This is a genomic window from Arhodomonas sp. SL1 (assembly GCF_052060015.1).
Lineage (GTDB): Bacteria > Pseudomonadota > Gammaproteobacteria > Nitrococcales > Nitrococcaceae > Arhodomonas.
On sequence record NZ_JBPODZ010000018.1, the window covers coordinates 24139 to 42404 of the forward strand.

Genomic DNA, 18266 nt, shown 5'->3' on the forward strand with positions numbered 1-18266 from the left:
CTGGTAGCCCGACTGCTCCTCAGCGGCAGGCCACCTTCCGTTCGGCCTGGGCCGTGTCCTCCTCCCATACGTCCGCCCCCATGGACGTCGCCGTGCTCACGCGCGCCTCGGCCGCCGAGGCCACATCGGACGCCGTGCCAAAGATGAAGCGCGGGCGCAGCAGATAGATCATCGAGGGGATCACCACGAGGGCGCTCAACGCCGAGACGCTCATCCACAGCGCGATGAGCAGTCCCATCTCGGCCTGGAAGCGCAGGGAGGAGAAGACGTACCAGAGCACCACCGAGGCGATCATGGTGGCGGCGGTAATGATCACGCCGCGCCCGGCGGTAAGCAGGGCGAAGCCGATGCTCTTGGCGGCGTCCCGGGTCTGGGCGTAGCCCTCGCGGATGCGGTCGGCGATGTAGAAGGCGTAGTCCACGCCGAGACCTATGCCGAGGGCCGCCACCGGCAAGGTATTGACGTTGAGACCGATACCCTGCCAGGCCATGAAGCTGAAGGTGATGGTGTTCGAAAGCACCACCAGTGGCAGGAAGAACAGCCCGGCTTGGGGCGAGCGGTAGGCGATCGCACAGAAGGTGAACAGCACCAGCAGCGCCAGGGCGATGCTCTGGATCTGGCCGGAGAAGATCACCTCGTTGACCGCGGCGAGGACCCCGATCAGCCCCCCGGCGAGGCGGTACTCCATGCCCTCCACCGGATTCGCTGCCGCGAACTCCTTCACCGCCGCGATCGCCGTGCGGATGGTCTCGCCCTGATGGTCGCGGAAGCTCATTTGCACCGCGCCGCTTTGGTACTGGGTGTCGGCAAACCGAGCGATATCGCCCGGGTCGGAGCCGGAGAGCGCGATGAACAGGATCTCGCCGTTGATCAGTGCGTCATCACCGATCTTGAAGTAACGCGGGTTGCCCTCGTGGAGGATCATGTTCACCGGCCGGATTACGTCGGCCAGCGACTGGGTCCCGCCCACCGCCTCCTGGGCCTCCATGTAGGCCTGCAGGCGGGTCATGTTGGTGAGCACCTCGGGGCGCTTGAGGGTGTCCGGCGACTCGCCCTCGACGGCGACGAACATCCGGTCGCTGCCGGGGAAGCGCTCGTTGATCGCCGCGTCAGCCCGGTTGTACTCGGAGTCCGGCCACAGGATGGGGGAACCGGGGTTGGCATCACCCACCTGGATGTCCCGCGCATGCCAGGCGGAGATGGCGAGTACGCCGGTGGCGATGGCAATCACCGCCGCGGCTCCGGCGCGGCTCGTGGTCAGTCGCGTGCAGCCGCGCAAAAAGGCGTTCATGGCCGCGTTGGCGCGCGCGTCGAGGAGCTGGCGGTCCGGATGGGCACGCACCCAGGACAACGCCACCGGCACCATGATGATGGTCCCAATGACCATGGCGCCGATCCAGGTGGCTCCGATCAGGGCCGCCTTCTGCAGCAGCGGGATCGGGGTAAGGGCCACCACCAGCATGGCGCCGGCATCCGTAGCGAGGCCCAGCAGGCCCGGTCGGAAGAGCTTGCGCAGCGCGATCCGCGCGGCACGCCGCGAGTCCAGCACCCCGTTACGGCGCTCGTTGTCGAATCCGGCGCTCAGTTGCACGGCATGCGAGATCGCCCGCGCGGAGATGAGGAACGTGATGACGATTGCCAGCGGATCCAGGTTGATCCCGAAGAGGTTGATCGCCCCCAGGACCCAGACACCGGTAACCCCGCCGGAGAGCAGGGGCAGCACCATGCCGCGGAAGGTGCCCTTGGCCAGCAGAAGGATTATCGCGATGGCGACGACGATCAGGCCGACGATCTTCATCGTCTCCGGCAGGTGCTCCACTACCAGGCCGGCGAGCACCGGCTGCCCCACCATCCGGATGCGCATCCCCTCGGCATCGGCTCGCTGCACCACCTCGCGGAGCTGCGGATAGACGGCGTTGTAATCGATGAGCCGGTCGATGAAGTCGACGGTGATCAGCGCGGCCTTCAGATCCCGGGAGACGAACTGCCCGTAGACGGTGGGGTTAGCGATCACCGCCTCGCGGAGCTCGGCAACGGCCTGCTCGTCTTCCGGCAGTTCCGGCCACATCAGCGGTAGCGACTCGATACCGTAAGTGGAGGCGCGGACGTTCTTCAGCTTCTTGGTGGCCAGCGAGACGATCTGGAACTGGTTAACCGCCTCCACCTGCTGGAGGTCACGGGTGATCTGCCGCACCGTCTCCAGCACCGGCAACCGGAAGATATCCCCCTCCTCGACCTCGACCATGATGGTCACGGTGTTGGCACCGCCGAAGGTGTTCTTGTACTGCTCGTTGGTCTCGATATAGGGATGGCCCGCCGGTTGCAGGTCCGTGAAGATGGTCCGCACCTCCAGTCCCGAGGCAAACCACCCCATTACCGCGGTCAGCCCGACCACTAGCGCCATGAATGCGACGCGATAGCGGATGCAGGCGCTTGCCAGGCGCTCAACCATTGTTTTTATCCCCCTTGCCGGCCACTGCCGCCGAGAACGCACGCCACCCATCGGCGCCCAGCGCCCCCAGCTCATCGCCACCGATGTAATGCCCGGCCCCCGCCGGGGCGACGCTCGTGTACCAGGCGAAGTTGCCGGCGGCGATTTGCGCGACCTCCCACTCCCGCCCCTCGCGCCCGGCACGGGCGACCACACCGCCATCACCCACGGCCAGATAGCCGCCGTCATGCCAGGCGATATCGAAGAAATGGCCCGCCGCCAGAGCCTCGCCCGCGTGCCAGCTCTCGCCGCCATCGTCGGTGGTGAGCACCGTCCCCGAGAGCCCCACCGCCACACCGTGGCGGGCATCGGCGAAGGCGATCGCCATGAGGCTGGAGTCCGTTGGTGCCGGGACCTCCTCCCAGCTCTCGCCATCATCCCGGGAGCGACGCAGCACCCCGAACTCGCCGGCCAGCCAGAGGGTTCCGTCCGGCGCGAGGGCGAGGTCGTTGAAGCCGATGTCTTCCTCCGGGTGGGTGTGGCGCCAGCTTTGCCCCCCGTCGGTGCTCACCAGCACCGTCCCCATGGCCCCGGTGATCCAGCCACGTCCCTGCTCGTCCACTCGGGCGCGCAGGAGCTGGTCGCCGCCCATGGGGCGCGTCTCTACCGCAATCTGGGCCCATTGCTTGCCGCCATCCTCGGTGACCAGGACGGTGCCCCCGTCGCCGGCGATCAGGGCGTGTGTTTCGTCCCAGGCAGCGATCGCCTGGAGATGCTGCTCCACCGGTGTGTTCTGGATTGCCCAGCTGTCCCCGGCATCGCCACTGCGGATGACCTTGCCGTAGCGTCCGACGGCCCAGATCACCCGGCCATTCCGACGGGGGGCAGCGATGCCGTAGAAATCATCCCGCGCCTCGATGGCCGAGCGCTGGATCTCGGGCACCTCCACGGCGGGTTCGACGAAGAACGCCACCCAGAACAGGGCGAGCAGGATGAGCGCGGAAAGCGCGATCTCGAAGGTGTAGATGAGGTGCCTTGCGGCCATTTCGCCCCCGCCGTCTGTCTCCGCAACGTTCGCGCTTCAACGAGCACCCACACCGCCATATCGGCGGTCACGGGCGATGCCACGGGGACGACTTATGCGGTACCGACCGGACCCGTCACACGTGGGGCGGGCACGGCCCTCTCCTCCGGGCGTTCTCGTTTTACGCTGATCTTGTTGTCAACTTATCAGTGTTTTCGTGTGGCTTTTATCTAATACTTAAACCTTTTAGGCGTCAAGCGCTAATTGACCGTCGCAGGTTCGGGACAGACCGCCGCTCACGCCCGCCGCACTCGACAGAAGCATGCAAATCCCTGAAGATACGCGCCCGTTCCCGGCACCGAGGCGCGCTCAGAAGTGATCGAAAAGCTCCGCAACATCGCCATCATCGCCCACGTGGATCACGGCAAGACGACGCTGGTGGACAAGCTCCTGCAGCAGTCCGGCACCCTCGCTACTCGCGGCGACGCCCCCGACCGGGTCATGGACTCCAACGACCTGGAGCGCGAGCGCGGTATCACCATCCTGTCCAAGAACACGGCGATCCAGTGGGGCGAGTACCGCATCAACATCGTCGACACCCCCGGTCACGCCGACTTCGGCGGCGAAGTGGAGCGGGTGCTGTCCATGGTGGATTCGGTGCTGCTGCTGGTGGACGCCGTCGACGGGCCGATGCCCCAGACCCGGTTCGTCACCCAGAAGGCCCTGGCCCAGGGCTTTCGACCCATCGTGGTGATCAACAAGATCGACCGTCCCGGCGCACGCCCGGACTGGGTCCTGAACCAGACCTTCGATCTGTTCGACAACCTCGGTGCCGATGACGAGCAGCTGGATTTCCCGGTGATCTACGCCTCGGCGCTCAATGGCTATGCCAACACCGATCCCGAGGCCCGGGACGGGGACATGACGCCGCTGTTCGAGGTGATCCGGGACCGCGTCTCCCCGCCGGCGGTGGATCCGGACGGACCGTTTCAGATGCAGGTGAGCTCACTGGACTACAGCAGCTATGTCGGCGTGATCGGCATCGGCCGGATCAAGCGCGGGCGGGTGCGTCCCAACCAGCAGCTCACGGTGGTGGACCGCCACGGCAACCGGCGCAATGCGCGCATCCTGCAGGTGCTCGGCTTCCTCGGGCTCGAGCGCACCGAAGTGGAAGAGGCCCGGGCCGGTGACATCATCGCCTTCACCGGCATCGACGGTGTCCATATCTCCGACACCCTTTGCGACCCCAAGGCCGTGGAGGCGCTGCCGGCGCTCACCGTCGACGAGCCCACGGTCAGCATGACCTTCCAGGTCAATACCTCGCCGTTCGCCGGACGGGAAGGCAAGTACATCACCTCCCGCCAGATCCGCGAGCGCCTCGAGCGCGAGCTCCAGCACAACGTCGCCCTGCGCGTGGAACCCACCGAGGACCCGGAGAAGTTCCGGGTCTCCGGCCGCGGCGAGCTGCACCTGGCGGTGCTTATCGAGAACATGCGCCGGGAGGGCTATGAGCTCGGCGTCTCCCGCCCCGAGGTCATCGTCCGCGAGGTGGACGGCATCAAGCAGGAGCCCTACGAGCAGCTGACCGTCGACACCGCCGAGGACTACCAGGGCGCGGTAATGCAGAAGCTCGGCGGGCGCGGTGGCGAGCTCACCGACATGCTCCCCGACGGCAAGGGCCGCGTGCGGCTGGACTACATCATCCCCGCACGCGGGCTGATCGGCTTCCGCACCGAGTTCCTCACCGCGACCTCCGGCACCGGGATGATGTACCACGTCTTCGACCACTACGGGCCGGTGAAGAGCGGCGATTACGGCCAGCGCATCAACGGCGCGATGATCGCCAACGCCGCCGGCAAGGCCCTGGCCTACGCGCTGTTCAACCTCCAGGACCGCGGCCAGATGCTGATCGGCCCGGGCGACGAGGTCTACGAGGGCATGGTCATCGGCATCCACAACCGGGACAACGACCTGGTGGTGAATCCGATGAAGGCCAAGCAGCTCACCAATGTCCGCGCCGCCGGCTCCGATGAGAACATCATCCTCACCCCACCGACACGCTTCACCCTCGAGCAGGCGTTGGAGTTCATCGACGACGACGAGCTCGTCGAGGTCACGCCCGCCGCCGTGCGCCTGCGCAAGAAGCTACTCAAGGAGCACGAACGCAAGCGCGCCTCGCGCAAGGTGAGCAACGGCTGAAGGGCCGGGTATAACAAAGCAGGTGGACTACGCTACGCTCCGTCCACCCTACGCCACAAACCGCCGCGCCCGGCGGTTCTTCGCCGGCGAGGCCGGCTTCTACCCCGCCAGGCCGGACGGATGCCCAACGACGTCGGGTGGATGGAGGCCGTCAGGCGAGAATCCACCACGCCCGAGCACAAACGCAGACCAGCGGGCGCCGGCCGCGCCAGCGCCCCTGGGTTTGGGGTCAGACGTAACGCCGCCGCTTGAAGCTCACGCCTTCGCTGAAGCGCTCGATGCGGCCGACACGGCGGATGTCCGCCCACGTCCCCTTGTAGTAGGGGATGATGTTGCGATCCGTCCACGGGGTGACCAGATCGCCCATGACGGCGTTGAAGTACATCGCCTCCATGAACACATGGTCGCGGCCGATGTCCGGCTCCAGATAGGCCATGGCGTAGGTGGCACCGTAGTCGTTGTAGAGCTCCACCACGTCCCCGGACTCGATGCCCAGTTCCTCGGCGTCGGCCGGGTTGATCTCCAGCGGGGCCATGGGATAACGACCGCGCCGGAACTCCACGTACTGATCGTGGTAGGCGCTCTGCCAGATCTGGTTGGTACGGCCGTTGTTGATCCAGAAGCGGTACTTCCGCCGTTGGCGCTCCACCGTGGCCGGGAACCCGTTCCACGGCGCCGGCAGGAACTTCGCCCGCCCGTTGTCGGTGTCGAAATTGCCGTCGGTATAGAGCATCGGCGTGCCCACCAGGGTACCGTCGGTGTACTCCTTCACCGGCAGTTGCACACCGTTATTGCCGGCGGCACGCAGGCGCTCGTAGGTCACCAAGTGCCCGGTGTCACCGCCCTGGCTGTGGATCACCGGGGCATCCGGCTGGCCGGCCCGGCGGAAGCCATCCTCGAAGGCATCCTCCTCACTGGCCCAGTCGAAACCGGTGAAGCGCTTCGCCATCTCATCATTGCCTTCTTCCCGGTACAGCCGCTCCAGGGTCTTGCCCATGTCCGCGGCGATGAGGCAGTCCGGCTTGGCCACCCCGGGCGGATCCATGAAACGCTCGGCCAGCCGCATCCGGCGCTCGCCGTTCATGGAGGTGAGGTTCATCTCGCCGGTATGGGCGGCGGGCATCATCAGGTGGGCCGCCTCGGCGAACTTAGTGGGGTAGAGATCGATCAGGGTGACGAACAGCCCGCCGTCATAGCGCACCGCCCGGTAGACGGCCTCCACGGTCTCCTCGATGGAGGCACCGCGCAACCGCCGCATGGCCTGCTTGACGATCTCGCTGCGCCGCATCACCGCCTTGCGGTATTCCTCGGCGTTGAGCGTGGTCTGGAAGGCATTGCAGGCCCAAACGGTGAGCATCCGTCCGTTGCCGCGTACGATCTCCTCGTCGACGTTCACCGCGGGGCGCCCGCCCGGGTACGGAGGCCGGCAGTAGCCCTCCTGATGGCCGCCCATGCGCACCACCCCGGTGCCGCGGCGGCCCACGTTATGGGTGGCGAGCACGAGATCCACCAGGGCCGACTGGGTCCGGTAGTTGTCGTTGCCCCAGATGATGCCCTTTTCGTAGCCGTGCATGGTCCGCGGCCGATGCCCGGACTCCTTGGGCTTGTAGGCCCACTCCGCTGCCTTGCGGATATCCGCCTCCGCCACGCCGGTGATCCGGCTACACTCGGCGAGGTCCATCCTATTGGCGTCGCGGGTCTCCTGGAAGCCCTCGGTATGCGCCTCGATGAACTCGGCGTCGTACCAACCCTGCTCCACGGCATAGGTCATGAGACCGTTGAACAGCGCCGTATCCGTGCCGGGCTTGATCGCCAGGTGCAGGACATTCTCGGCGCCCGCGGCATGCTCGGCGACGGCCACAGTGAGCGAGCGCCGGGGATCGATGAAGATGATCCGGGCGCGCCCCGCGGTCTCCCCGTCCTCGAAGAAATCGCGCTTCTTGCCGGTGGTCGCCCCCTGGAGATTGGGCAACCAGTGGGCGAGGAAATAGTTGGTCTGGGACTCGTAGGCGTTGGCGCCCACCGAGAGGATGCAGTCGGCGAGCTCGGCGTCCTCGTAGCCATTGTTGAGCTCGTAGATGCCCATGTCCCGGCTGGCGTGGCACTCGGAGTTATAGGCCGGGCGGTTGTGGATGCGCACGGTCTGGGTGCCGAGGCCGGAGAAGATGAGCTTGCCGGTACCCCAGGTGTTCTCGAAGCCGCCGCCGGCGCCACCGTGATCGAAGAGATTGAACGCCAGCTGATCCGGCCCGTCCTCATCAAGGATGCGCTTGGTCAAGCCCGCCCACAGCGCGTGGGCATGCTCCCAGTTGGTATCCAGCCACTCGTCGCCGGCATAGACCCGCGGGTACTTCAGGCGGTTCGCCCCCACGGTCGTCTGCGGGTTATACATCACCCGCGCCATCTGGCCACCGCGGGTGGAGGCGAGGCCGTCGTTGACCACGCATTCCTTGTCCGGGACGATCATGATCCGGTGATAGCTGCCATCGCGGTCCTGGACGATGTTGGTCATCGCCTGGGTCATGGTCAGCTGCATGGCGCCCACCGGCCGGCGGAAGTCCAGCCCCAGGGCATTCTGCTCCGGGGCGCGCCCGCCTTCCCGGTTGGCCGGCCACTTATAGACGTGATAGCCGCAACCGACGATGCAGAAATGGCAGGTCATCTGCGTCTTCTCGGCGTCCGCCGGCGGCAGCGCGATGCGGTCGTCAGTGTATTCGTACATCCCTGCCTCCCTTACGCGGTCTCGAGGACGTTGGCCTGGCGGCCATAGATCAGCCCCTCGACGCCCACGGCGTGGAGGCTGTCGTCATCGGGGTTATAGCGCAGCAGCACCCGCGGCAGGTTCACTGTCGCCTGACCGCTGACCATCTGGCCCTTGAGCTCCGGGTCGAACACCGTGAAGTGGCAGGGGCAGCGCAGGGTCTTCTCCTCGGCGGAGTATGCTACCGGGCAGCCCATGTGGGTGCAGAGCTGGGAATAGGCGACGATGTCGCCATCCGGGCCCACACCCACCGGGTTGGGGCTGCCCAAGCGGATCACCAGGCAGGGCGACTGCTCGTCCGGATAGTTGAAGGTCACGGGCCTGCCCGGCTCCAACTCGCCGGCCTTGCCGAGGGCATGCTCGGGATAGGGCAGGGTCGCGTCTCCCACCTGCTGTGGGCCGGACTGCGCATGCCCCGCGCTCCAGGGCGCCAGGGCACCACCGACAGCGCCGGCACCGCTGGCCTGCAGGAACTTCCGTCGCGAGATTCCGCTCATGAATGCTCTCCTCCTTAGCGGGTGTCATTGACACGGATCATTGCCGTGTCCCGCCCGATTGGCTAGCAAGTCCCGGACCAAGTAACCCCAGCCCCGGCACCACGGTATTGGCAGCAGGGCCTCCCTGTATGATGAGTTACCGCCTGGTAACCATCGCGAGACGCATCGTTACCGATTGGTAACGACCGACCCCCCCCATGAGCGGCGTTACAATGGATTCACCCTCGCATGCGGCCTGGAGGAGCCCCATGGCATCTCGGCAAAGATTTCGGGTGCTGGCGGACGGCGCAGCACGCAGTCTCCGAAGGGCGCTCCCAATTCTCATGGTCTGCATTGTCGCCGCAATGTTGGCGACTAAGGCGCCGGCGGCGCCGGAGCCCGTCCGCATCGGGCTCACCCCTGTGTTCCTGAACGATCGGGTCAGCCTGCTCAACCACTGGCGGGACTACCTGGCGGCGCAGTTGGAGCGGCCGGTGGAGTTCATCCAGCGCACCAGCTACGGTGAAATCAACGACCTGCTCGCCCGGGGGCACGTGGATGCGGCCTGGATCTGCGGTGCCCCCTTCCTGCGCCAGGAGCACCTCCTGGAGCTGGTGGCGGTGCCGTTGTTCCAGGGCCGGCCACTGTATCGCTCCTATCTCATCGTCCCCGCCTCGGACCGTTCCACCAGTGAGTGGTCGGATCTCCGCGGCAAGGTATTCGCCTACTCCGACCCGGACTCCAACTCCGGCGCGCTCTACCCCCGGGTGGCCATGCGCGAACAGGGCCTGGAACCGGACACGCTGTTCCGCGCGAGCTTCAACGCCTGGGGCCACCGCCACGTCGTCGAGGCGGTGGCGGCGGGGCTCGCTGACGCCGGCGCCGTGGACGGCTACGTCTGGGAGACCCTCGCGCGCTTCGAGCCCGAGCTCACGCGCCAGACCCGGGTGGTGCAACACTCGCAACGCTTCGGATTCCCGCCCATCGTGATCCGCCGCGGCGCCGACGAGGGGTTGCGTCAATCCCTGCGCCGGGTACTCACCCACATGGAGGAGGACCCACGGGGCGCAGAGCTGCTGGATGCCCTCAACCTGGACGGCTTTTTCGCCGGCTCCAAGGGACTGTACGACGGCATCCGCGTCATGCTGGAGCAAGGGCGGTTGCCATGAGGCTACGCCGGGCGCTGCGGAGCTACCGAGTTCGGATCCCGCTGAGCCTGATCGCCGCCAGCGCCCTGACCACGGTGGTGCTCGCAGCGGTGATCGCCGGCCAGACCTGGCGCAACGTCGAGCGCGACCTGGTCAGCACCGGCCGGCAGCTCGGCCAGGCACTGGCCACCGCGGTAAAGCCGGCGCTCCGCCACGACGACGTCTGGCAGGCCTTCAACACCCTGCGTGGCAGCGAGGGCGCGCTGTTCGACGAGCGCACCACACTGGTCGTCGTCGACGATGAGCTTCGCGTCTTCGCCGCCAATCGGCCCCAGGCGTTCCCGACGGCGAAACCCCTTGATGAGGCCGCGCCGGGTTTCGAGGGTATCGCCGGGGCGTTGGACGGCATCCCCAGCGAGTTTCTAGACCTGCCCCGAGCCCTCGAGGGCCGACGCGTATTGGTCGAGCCCATCCACCAGGACGGCGTCGCCATCGGCGCGCTGTTGCTGATCTATCCCGACACCCTGATGTGGCCACGCTTTCGGGATATCACCGGCGACGCTGCCCTCTCCATCCTGGCGCTAATGGCGCTGCTCGCCCCCCTCGGTTGGCTCTGGGGCAAACGTATGAGCGAGCCACTGACCGCACTGACCCGATCCATGGCCCGGGTGGGCCACGACCCGCCAGGGCAGATCCGCGCCCCGGAGCCGATGCGTGACGACGAAATCGGCGCCCTTACCGGCCGTTTCCGCGGCATGCTCGATGCGCTTCGGGAAAAGGAGGCCATGGAGGCGCGGCTCGTCCGCCAGGAGCGCCTTGCCACCATCGGCGAGCTCGCGGGCGGCGTCGCCCACGAGATCAACAATCCCCTCAATGGGCTCATGGTTGCCGTGGACACCCTGCGCCGGCGCAGCGACGACGCCGACGTCCACCATACCGCGGACCTGCTGGAACGGGGCCTCGCACAGATCCGCGAGACCGTCTCCGCGCTGCTGGTGGAGGCCCGGGTGGACGGGCACCCGTTCACCGCGCAGGACGCGGAGGATGTGCGGACCCTGGCGGTGAGCCACCACCGCGGTGGCGTGCTGGAATGGGACAACCGCCTTCACGGACCGATCCCGCTGCCGGCGACACCGGTGCGGCAGGTCCTGCTGAACCTTCTGCTCAACGCCATGGAGGCCAGCGGGCCCGAAGGCCACGTCCGTTGTACCCTGGAGGCCGGCGAGGCAACGTTGGTGTTACGGGTGGCCAACTCCGGCGCAGCCATTCCAGTTCGCCGCCGCGATGCCCTGTTCCGCCCACCCCACGTGGACGGTGGCAGTGGCGGCCTCGGGCTGTGGGTCACCGACCAGATCGTGCGTGGCCTCAACGGGCGAATCGAGGTGGAAAGCGATGAATCGTGCACCCTCTTTCGGGTCGAGCTCCCCTTCACCGGCGACAACGGCGGCACGCCCCCAGCTGGTGCTGGTGGAGGATGATCCCATCCTCGGCGAAACCCTCTCTGAGCGCCTGTCGCTGGACGGTCTGGACGTGGACTGGGTGACCACCGCCGAGGCCGGCTACGCGCGGCTGATTTCCGCGCCCGCCGACCTCCTGCTTTGTGATCTGCGCCTGCCTGACGGCGACGGCGGCGCGCTATTTCGGCGCCTGCAGCGCGATGCCCCGACCGCCCTGCCCCCCACCGTGTTCATGACCGCCTACGCGCGGGTGCAGGAGGCGGTGGCGCTGCTCAAGGAGGGCGCTGCGGATTATCTCATCAAGCCGGTGGACGCGCGGGAGCTGGTACGTCGGCTCTACGAGGTCTGCCGCTGCGACGCCTGCGAGGCCTATCGCGGGGAATCCCCGCTCGGCGTCTCGCCGGCCATGCGGGAACTGGAGGCGCGGCTGCAGAGCCTTGCCCGCCATCCCGACACCCCTTTGCTGCTGCTCGGCGAGACGGGTGTCGGCAAGGAGGTGGTCGCCCGGCGGCTCCACGAGCTGAGCGGGGGCAGCGGCCGGATGGTGGCCCTCAACTGCGCCGCGGTCCCGGAGGGGCTCATCGAGTCCGAGCTCTTCGGCCACCGCCGCGGCGCCTTCACCGGCGCCGAACGCGACCGGCCGGGAGCGTTCGAGCAGGCGTGCGGTGGCAGCCTGCTCCTCGACGAGATCGGCGACATGCCAGCGGTGATGCAGGCAAAGCTGCTGCGCACCTTGCAGGAGCGGAACTATACCCCCGTCGGCGACGATGAACCGCGCGCGGTCACCGCCCGGCTGATCTTCGCCACCCATCGGGACCTTCGGGCCGAGGTCACGGCGGGCCGCTTCCGCGAGGACCTCTACTACCGCATCAATGTCGTCAGCCTACGGGTTCCCCCGCTGCGCGAGCGCCCCGATGACATCCTCTGGCTAGCGGAGCGCTTCCTCGCCGAGCACGCGCGCCACGATCCCGCAGGCCCCCGCCGGCTCTCCGACGACGCCCGCAACGCCCTGTTGGCCCACGATTGGCCCGGCCACGTCCGCGAGCTCGAGCACGCCATCGAGCGCGCCTGCATCTTCGCCACCTCGCCGGTGCTTACCGCCGCCGACCTGCTGCCCGAGGCACACCCTGGGAGAGGCGACTTCCGGCTCGACCAACACCTCGGCGACGCAGAACGCGAGCACCTCGAGCGGGCGCTCGCCGCCCACGATTGGCACATCACCCGCACCGCCGAAAGCCTGGGCCTCTCCCGCAAAGGGCTATGGCAGAAGATGCGCCGGCACGGGCTGCGCCGGCCAGTATGAGTGAGTGCTGCAAGGGCACGGAGTGGACCCTTCGGTCACTAAAGCGCTACCATCTACGCCTATTCCTTGAATAAAGATGGCGCAGCGTTGTGCCATGACCCCGAACTGGCGAATCCCTTCAGGGACATGAAGACGCATAAGCTAACGTCGCGCCTGAGAAGGTGTCATGCCGGTATGCCGGCGAAAGACCCGGCAGAAGTAGGACAAGTCGCTGAAGCCCCAGCGTAGACAGATCGTAGTGACCGACTCATGGGGGCAACGCACCAAGTCCCGCTGACACCGAAAAAGGCGTTGCTGCAGCAGATAGCGGCGGAAACTTACCCCGGCAGCGGCGAGACTTCGGTGCAGAGTACGCAACGAGATCCCCATCTCCGCCGCGATCTGTGATGCATCCAGCCCGGGATCGCTTAGCCGAGCCTCGATCCGGGCGAGGATCGGTTGGGCCCGGCCACAGGTATTCTCGCGCAAACTGGCGCTGAGCCCGTCATGGAGCAGGCCAGCTAAGGTGCCATGAGCCTGCTCCAGCACAGCATTGGCACTAACGCCAGAAGTTGCCAGCCCACGGAGAAACTGCCGGATCACAGCGCAAGATCCGTTATCGGCATCCAGCGTCACAACGTGGCCCAGGGGAAGGCTCGTCGCCGCCCGTGGCGCACGAACCAGAATACCGCAAGTCCGACGGGTAACCGTGACCTCCGATGGCAGATCCGCGCTGCGCACCACAATGCAGCCGGTGCGTGCGGCCACCGTCCGGCTGCCTTGGCGGAACACAGCCTCTCCCCGTAGTTGCAACCACAACAAATAGCCACCAGGTCCCGCAGCGACATGGTTGGGCGCGTGGATCACGGCCAACGGCGCCGTGACGATGCGCGTAACCTCCCAGTCACCACCGGTGCCGATACGGTCAACTCGAGCCCGCGGGGCAGCAGCATGTAGCTCTCCCGGCAATGCCACCTCATCGAGCCAAGTACGCAATGCCGCTAGTCGAGACCCTGGCTGCAATTCCGCCGTGCTGAACCGGGCCGGAACGGCATTCTCTCGCACTAGACTCGCCGCGGATTCAGTCACTGGCACAATGGGTCAACTCCTTTGGCACGCCTGTCCAAGACGCCACACCCTGATTGTATGAAAGATATAAAGGGACTGTCGGCATCGACACCGGGCCCGGGGTTCTGGTGGTCATCCACTTAGCTTCGGCCGCTTTGCCCTGCCTGATATTCCGACGGGAGCACTAAGTCAATCACACCGGCACGCCGGCAGCGTGCCGAGCACCGGTCGGGAGGAGGAGACATGCAATTCCCCGAAGACACATCCCAGTCTGTTCGCGCCCAGATGGAACACCATCTCAAGGGGGCTGACTGGTCCCTTCGCCAGAAGCTCGCCATTGCCGCGCGAATACTGGCTCATGAGGAACACACACCCGGCCTGGCTGGCCAGATCTCCGCACGGGATGAAAACGAACCACGCACCTCTTGGACCCTGCGCTTTGGCGACGGCTTCGATGAAGTGACCGCTAGGGGCTTGGTACGCGTGGACGACGATCTCACGGTGCTCGATGGCGACGGGATGGCCAACCCTGCCACCCGCTTTCACATGTGGATCTATCGCAACCGCCCGGGCGTCAACGCCATAGTGCACACCCATCCCATGTACATATCGGCGCTGTCGACGCTGGGCGAGCCGCTGATGGCCGCTCACATGGACACCATGCCGCTCTACGGCGAGTGCGCATTCCTATCCGAGTGGCCCGGCGTGCCCATCGCCGATGAAGAGGGACGAATCATCTCAGAAGCCCTCGGCGACAAGCGCGCCATTCTGCTCGCCCACCACGGCATGCTCACTGCCTGCGAATCCATCGAAGAAGCCACCTACTTGGCTTTCTGGATAGAGCATGCCGCGCGCATGCAGATCCTGGCCTCCTCGGTCGGCGCTATGAAGGCGGTGAACCCGGAACTGGCGGGAGACGCCCATGACTTTCTCATGCTGCGATCGGTGGTGCGTGCAACATTTGCGTACTGGGGTCGCAAGACCGTGGCCCGCGAGCCTGACTGCCTGGATTAGCGGCCCACCGCAAAACAGAAGTCAGCAAGCAATAGAACGATAAACTGACAGAATGAGGAGAGCTACGATGACCGACAATAGCGATACGACCACGGGCGCAAGCCAACATGATACCGGGCGGCGGAATTTTCTCAAGAAGGGGGGTATGTTGGCCAGCGCTGGCGGCGTGGCGGCGGCCTCTTCGACGCTGGGCATGCCGGCCATCGCGAGTGAGCGTCGCGAGTGGCGCATGGTGACGGCCTGGCCCAAGGGTTTTCCCGGTGTTGGAACAAACGCCGAGCGTGTGGCCCAGCTCATCACAGAGATGAGCGACGGCAGGCTCACTGTAACGGTACACGGCGCCGGCGAGGTAGTGCCGGCGATGGAAGTGTTCGACGCGGTGTCCAGTGGCACGGTAGAAATGGGCCACGATGCCTCTTTCCACCACATGGGCAAGAACCCCATTTTCGCACTGTTCACGACCATTCCTTTCGGCTTGGTAGGCAACGAGTATGCCGGCTGGCTGCTCCACGGCGGCGGCATGGAGCTATGGGATGAGGCCTACGCCGAGTTTGGGCTGAAGCCGTTCATGGCATGTAACACGGGAACCCAGATGTTCGGCTGGTTCCGCGAGCCCATTGAGACCGTCCAGGACCTGCGCGGGTTAAAGTTCCGCACGCCGGGGCTGGGCGCGGCGGTGATGTCCCAGCTGGGTGCCACCGTGGTACAGATGCCCGTGGGCGAGCTATTCCAGGCCATGCAGTCCGGTACCGTAGACGCCTGCGAGTTGGTTAGCCCGTTCAACGACATCGCCATTGGCATCCAACAGGTAGCCAAGAACTACTATGCTCCCGGGGTCATTGAAGGCAGTACCATCGTCAACGCCGTAGTCAACCGGGAGAAGTTCAACGAGCTACCGCGTGATCTGCAACAGATTGTCCGCACTGCGTGCCTGCAGGGCTACACCGACAGCTGGGCGGAGTACACCTACAAGAACGCGCCGGCGATGCGCAAACTCACCCAGGAGCACGGCGTGCAGCTGCGCCGGGTACCGGAGGAGATCCTCCGTGCGATGGGTGATGCGTCCAACAAAGTGCTTACGGAGATGCGCGACGACGGCGACGAGCTCACCCGCCGGATCTTCGACTCCTACCTCTCAGCGCGGGGCGGCATGAAGGCGTACACCAGCATTGCCGAGCAGGGCTTCCTCAACGCCCGGTCGTTGGATTACGACTATCCCTCTTAGTCTGGGAGACTACTGGCGATGACCACTCCGGGTCCCACGGCGGGCAAAGGTGGGATAACCCACCTTGCCCACGTGGCGGACGCAATCGATGCCCTTAACCGCAGAATGGCCAGAGCGGTGCGATGGCTCATCCTGGGGGCTGTGGTCGTGTGCTTTTTGGCGGCCTTCTTGCGCTATGCCTTTTCCTTCGGGTACGTCTGGATCCAAGAACTCTATGTCTGGCAGCACGCTATCGTGTTCATGCTCGGCTCTGCCTACACCCTGCAGGTCGGCGGGCACGTCCGCGTGGATCTATTCTATGCACGGCGTTCGCCGCGCGGCCAGGCTTGGACGGATATTGTGGGAACTTTGGTGTTTCTCATCCCCTGGCTGTTACTGGTACTGCTGACCGCTTTCCCCTATGTGGTCCGCTCATGGGCGGTCGGCGAATCCTCACCTGAATACGGCGGGCTGCCAGCCGTCTACCCGCTCAAAACGGTAATTCTCCTATTTGCGGTGTTGCTGCTCCTCCAGGGCATTTCCGTCATCATACGCCGCAGCCTGTTCCTCCTGGGGCATCCCGGGGGCGCACTGGAAACGGACCCGCAATGAGCGAGACACTGGCATTGCTGATGTTCGGGGTCGCCATCGCCGCGGTAATGGCGGGCTACCAGGTGGCGTTCACCCTGGCCGGCGTAGGCACGCTATTCGCGCTCCTGGGGCAAACGCTCGGAATCTTCGATCTGATCTTCCTCACCGGGCTGCCGTCTCGCTACTTCGGCATTATGGCGAATGAGATCTTGGTGGCCGTGCCGCTATTCGTGTTCATGGGCGTATGCCTGGAGCGCTCGCGCATCGCCGAGGACCTGCTGGAGACTATGGCCGGGCTGTTCGGACGGATGCCCGGCGGGCTCGGCATTTCGGTCACGCTGGTGGGCGCCATGCTAGCCGCCTCTACCGGCATCGTTGGCGCCACCGTGGTGACCATGGGGCTACTCAGCCTGCCCAGCATGCTACGCGCACACTACGACCCAGGGCTCGCTTCCGGGCTAATCTGCGCTTCCGGCACCCTGGGACAGGTGATCCCGCCGTCCACGATCTTAATATTCGTGGCTACCCTGCTGCAGACCGCCAATCAGCGCGCCCAGATGGCCCTGGACAATCCCGCGCCTGATCCGGTGTCCGTGGGGCAGTTGTTCGCCGGTACCTTCCTACCAGGCCTGTTGCTGGTGGCACTCTACTTGGCCTGGGTGGGTGCCCAAGCTGTATGGCGACCGCAGCATTGCCCGCCCGCTTCCACGGCAACCAGTGGACGCCCATCCTTCTCTCGCGTGGGCGTCACATTGGCGCCGCCTCTGGCCCTAATCGTGGGCGTACTGGGCTCTATCCTCGTAGGTCTGGCCACTCCCACCGAGTCTGCTTCAGTAGGTGCTGTCGGGGCGCTGGCTCTGACCGCGGCACGGCGGTTGCTCACCACGGAACTGCTCCGCAGTGTACTGACTTCCAGCCTAACCATCACAGCGATGATCTTCACCATCTTCCTGGGCGCGTCGCTGTTCAGCCTAGTGTTCCGGGGACTGGACGGAGATATCTTCGTTGCCGACCTCCTCTCCCGTGTGCCGGGGGGGCCCTCCGCCGCACTGCTAACCGTGCTCGCGGTGATGTTTGTGCTCGGCTTCTTCCTGGACACCCTCGAGCTGATTTTCATTGTTATCCCGATCACGGCACCGGCACTAATCCAACTCGGAATCGACCCGGTGTGGCTGGGGGTACTCATTGGCATGGTCCTACAGACGAGTTTCCTCACCCCGCCCTTTGGCTTCGCGCTATTTTACCTGCGCGGTGTGGCGCCCCCCACAGTCACAACCGGTGTGGTCTACCGCGGTGTACTGCCGTTCGTGGTGCTGCAGCTGGCCGCACTCCTTATGGTTTGGCTCCTACCGGAGCTCGCTACCCGTTTACCAGACACCCTGTTCGGGCCAGAGGTGCCCGCGGAGTCAGCATCTCAGGAAGTGCACGATCATGGTGCTGAGAATACGAGCGACGAAGGAGATCTAAACTACCTTTTCGAGTAGAACCATCGGGCGGACTAGTCATCCGACATGAGTCACAACTATGTCATTTAAGAGGGTGTTTACAAATTAGACGGTTAGCCGCCGCATCAGCCGGCGTGCTTCGGTGAGCCAAACCCAGGCCTCAGCG

General features: G+C 65.6%; 13 protein-coding genes. 8 read left to right on the forward strand and 5 right to left on the reverse strand.

Annotation, left to right across the window (positions count from 1 at the left end):
• Positions 1-19: 19 nt before the first annotated feature.
• Both ACQ754_RS15680 and ACQ754_RS15685 read right to left on the reverse strand, forming a co-directional pair.
• Complete coding sequence (locus ACQ754_RS15680) at positions 20-2452, reverse strand: efflux RND transporter permease subunit (protein ID WP_440997989.1); 2433 nt, start codon at positions 2450-2452, stop codon at positions 20-22.
• Positions 2445-3476, reverse strand: coding sequence for a WD40/YVTN/BNR-like repeat-containing protein (locus ACQ754_RS15685; RefSeq protein ID WP_440997990.1), 1032 nt, complete (start codon positions 3474-3476; stop codon positions 2445-2447). Before ACQ754_RS15685 ends, ACQ754_RS15680 begins: the two co-directional genes overlap by 8 nt.
• 354 nt (positions 3477-3830) lie before the next feature.
• On the opposite strand from ACQ754_RS15685, the gene typA reads away from it, so the two are divergent.
• Positions 3831-5654: a translational GTPase TypA gene (typA, locus tag ACQ754_RS15690; protein WP_440997991.1), complete on the forward strand. Its 1824-nt coding sequence runs from the start codon at positions 3831-3833 to the stop codon at positions 5652-5654.
• Positions 5655-5883: 229 nt separating this feature from the next.
• Here the strand turns inward: typA and ACQ754_RS15695 are convergent, their stop codons facing one another.
• Together ACQ754_RS15695 and ACQ754_RS15700 are read right to left on the reverse strand one after the other, a co-directional pair.
• Positions 5884-8376, reverse strand: a complete 2493-nt coding sequence (locus ACQ754_RS15695; protein ID WP_440997992.1) for an arsenate reductase (azurin) large subunit — start codon at positions 8374-8376, stop codon at positions 5884-5886.
• A gap of 11 nt (positions 8377-8387) precedes the next feature.
• Positions 8388-8912 (reverse strand): arsenate reductase (azurin) small subunit, encoded by a 525-nt coding sequence (locus ACQ754_RS15700; RefSeq protein ID WP_440997993.1) that lies wholly within the window; start codon positions 8910-8912, stop codon positions 8388-8390.
• Positions 8913-9256: 344 nt separating this feature from the next.
• Between ACQ754_RS15700 and ACQ754_RS15705 the strand changes: the two genes are divergently transcribed.
• Genes ACQ754_RS15705 through ACQ754_RS15715 form a run of 3 tightly spaced genes read left to right on the forward strand, consistent with a single transcriptional unit; the run spans position 9257 to position 12799 of the window.
• Positions 9257-10060, forward strand: coding sequence for a substrate-binding domain-containing protein (locus ACQ754_RS15705; protein ID WP_440997994.1), 804 nt, complete (start codon positions 9257-9259; stop codon positions 10058-10060).
• Positions 10057-11517 (forward strand): sensor histidine kinase, encoded by a 1461-nt coding sequence (locus ACQ754_RS15710; protein ID WP_440997995.1) that lies wholly within the window; start codon positions 10057-10059, stop codon positions 11515-11517. The genes ACQ754_RS15705 and ACQ754_RS15710 overlap by 4 nt, the downstream gene beginning before the upstream one ends.
• Positions 11507-12799, forward strand: a complete 1293-nt coding sequence (locus ACQ754_RS15715) for a sigma-54-dependent transcriptional regulator (protein WP_440997996.1) — start codon at positions 11507-11509, stop codon at positions 12797-12799. The genes ACQ754_RS15710 and ACQ754_RS15715 overlap by 11 nt, the downstream gene beginning before the upstream one ends.
• A 141-nt stretch (positions 12800-12940) precedes the next feature.
• Here ACQ754_RS15715 and ACQ754_RS15720 read toward each other — a convergent pair whose 3' ends face one another.
• Positions 12941-13873, reverse strand: a complete 933-nt coding sequence (locus tag ACQ754_RS15720; RefSeq protein ID WP_440997997.1) for an AraC family transcriptional regulator — start codon at positions 13871-13873, stop codon at positions 12941-12943.
• Between the two features lie 216 nt (positions 13874-14089).
• Here ACQ754_RS15720 and ACQ754_RS15725 point away from each other — a divergent pair, with 216 nt between their 5' ends.
• The 4 genes from ACQ754_RS15725 (at position 14090) to ACQ754_RS15740 (ending at position 18139) form a co-directional block, all read left to right on the forward strand.
• On the forward strand, positions 14090-14860 hold the full coding sequence (locus ACQ754_RS15725) for an aldolase (protein WP_440997998.1): 771 nt from the start codon (positions 14090-14092) through the stop codon (positions 14858-14860).
• Between the two features lie 67 nt (positions 14861-14927).
• Positions 14928-16085 carry a TRAP transporter substrate-binding protein gene (locus ACQ754_RS15730; RefSeq protein ID WP_440997999.1) on the forward strand — a complete coding sequence of 386 codons (1158 nt, stop codon included), beginning with the start codon at positions 14928-14930 and terminating at the stop codon, positions 16083-16085.
• Positions 16086-16103: 18 nt separating this feature from the next.
• Positions 16104-16676, forward strand: a complete 573-nt coding sequence (locus ACQ754_RS15735) for a TRAP transporter small permease subunit (protein ID WP_440998000.1) — start codon at positions 16104-16106, stop codon at positions 16674-16676.
• A complete protein-coding gene (locus tag ACQ754_RS15740; RefSeq protein WP_440998001.1) occupies positions 16673-18139 on the forward strand; it encodes a TRAP transporter large permease in 1467 nt (488 codons plus the stop codon). The genes ACQ754_RS15735 and ACQ754_RS15740 overlap by 4 nt, the downstream gene beginning before the upstream one ends.
• Positions 18140-18266 lie beyond the last annotated feature (127 nt).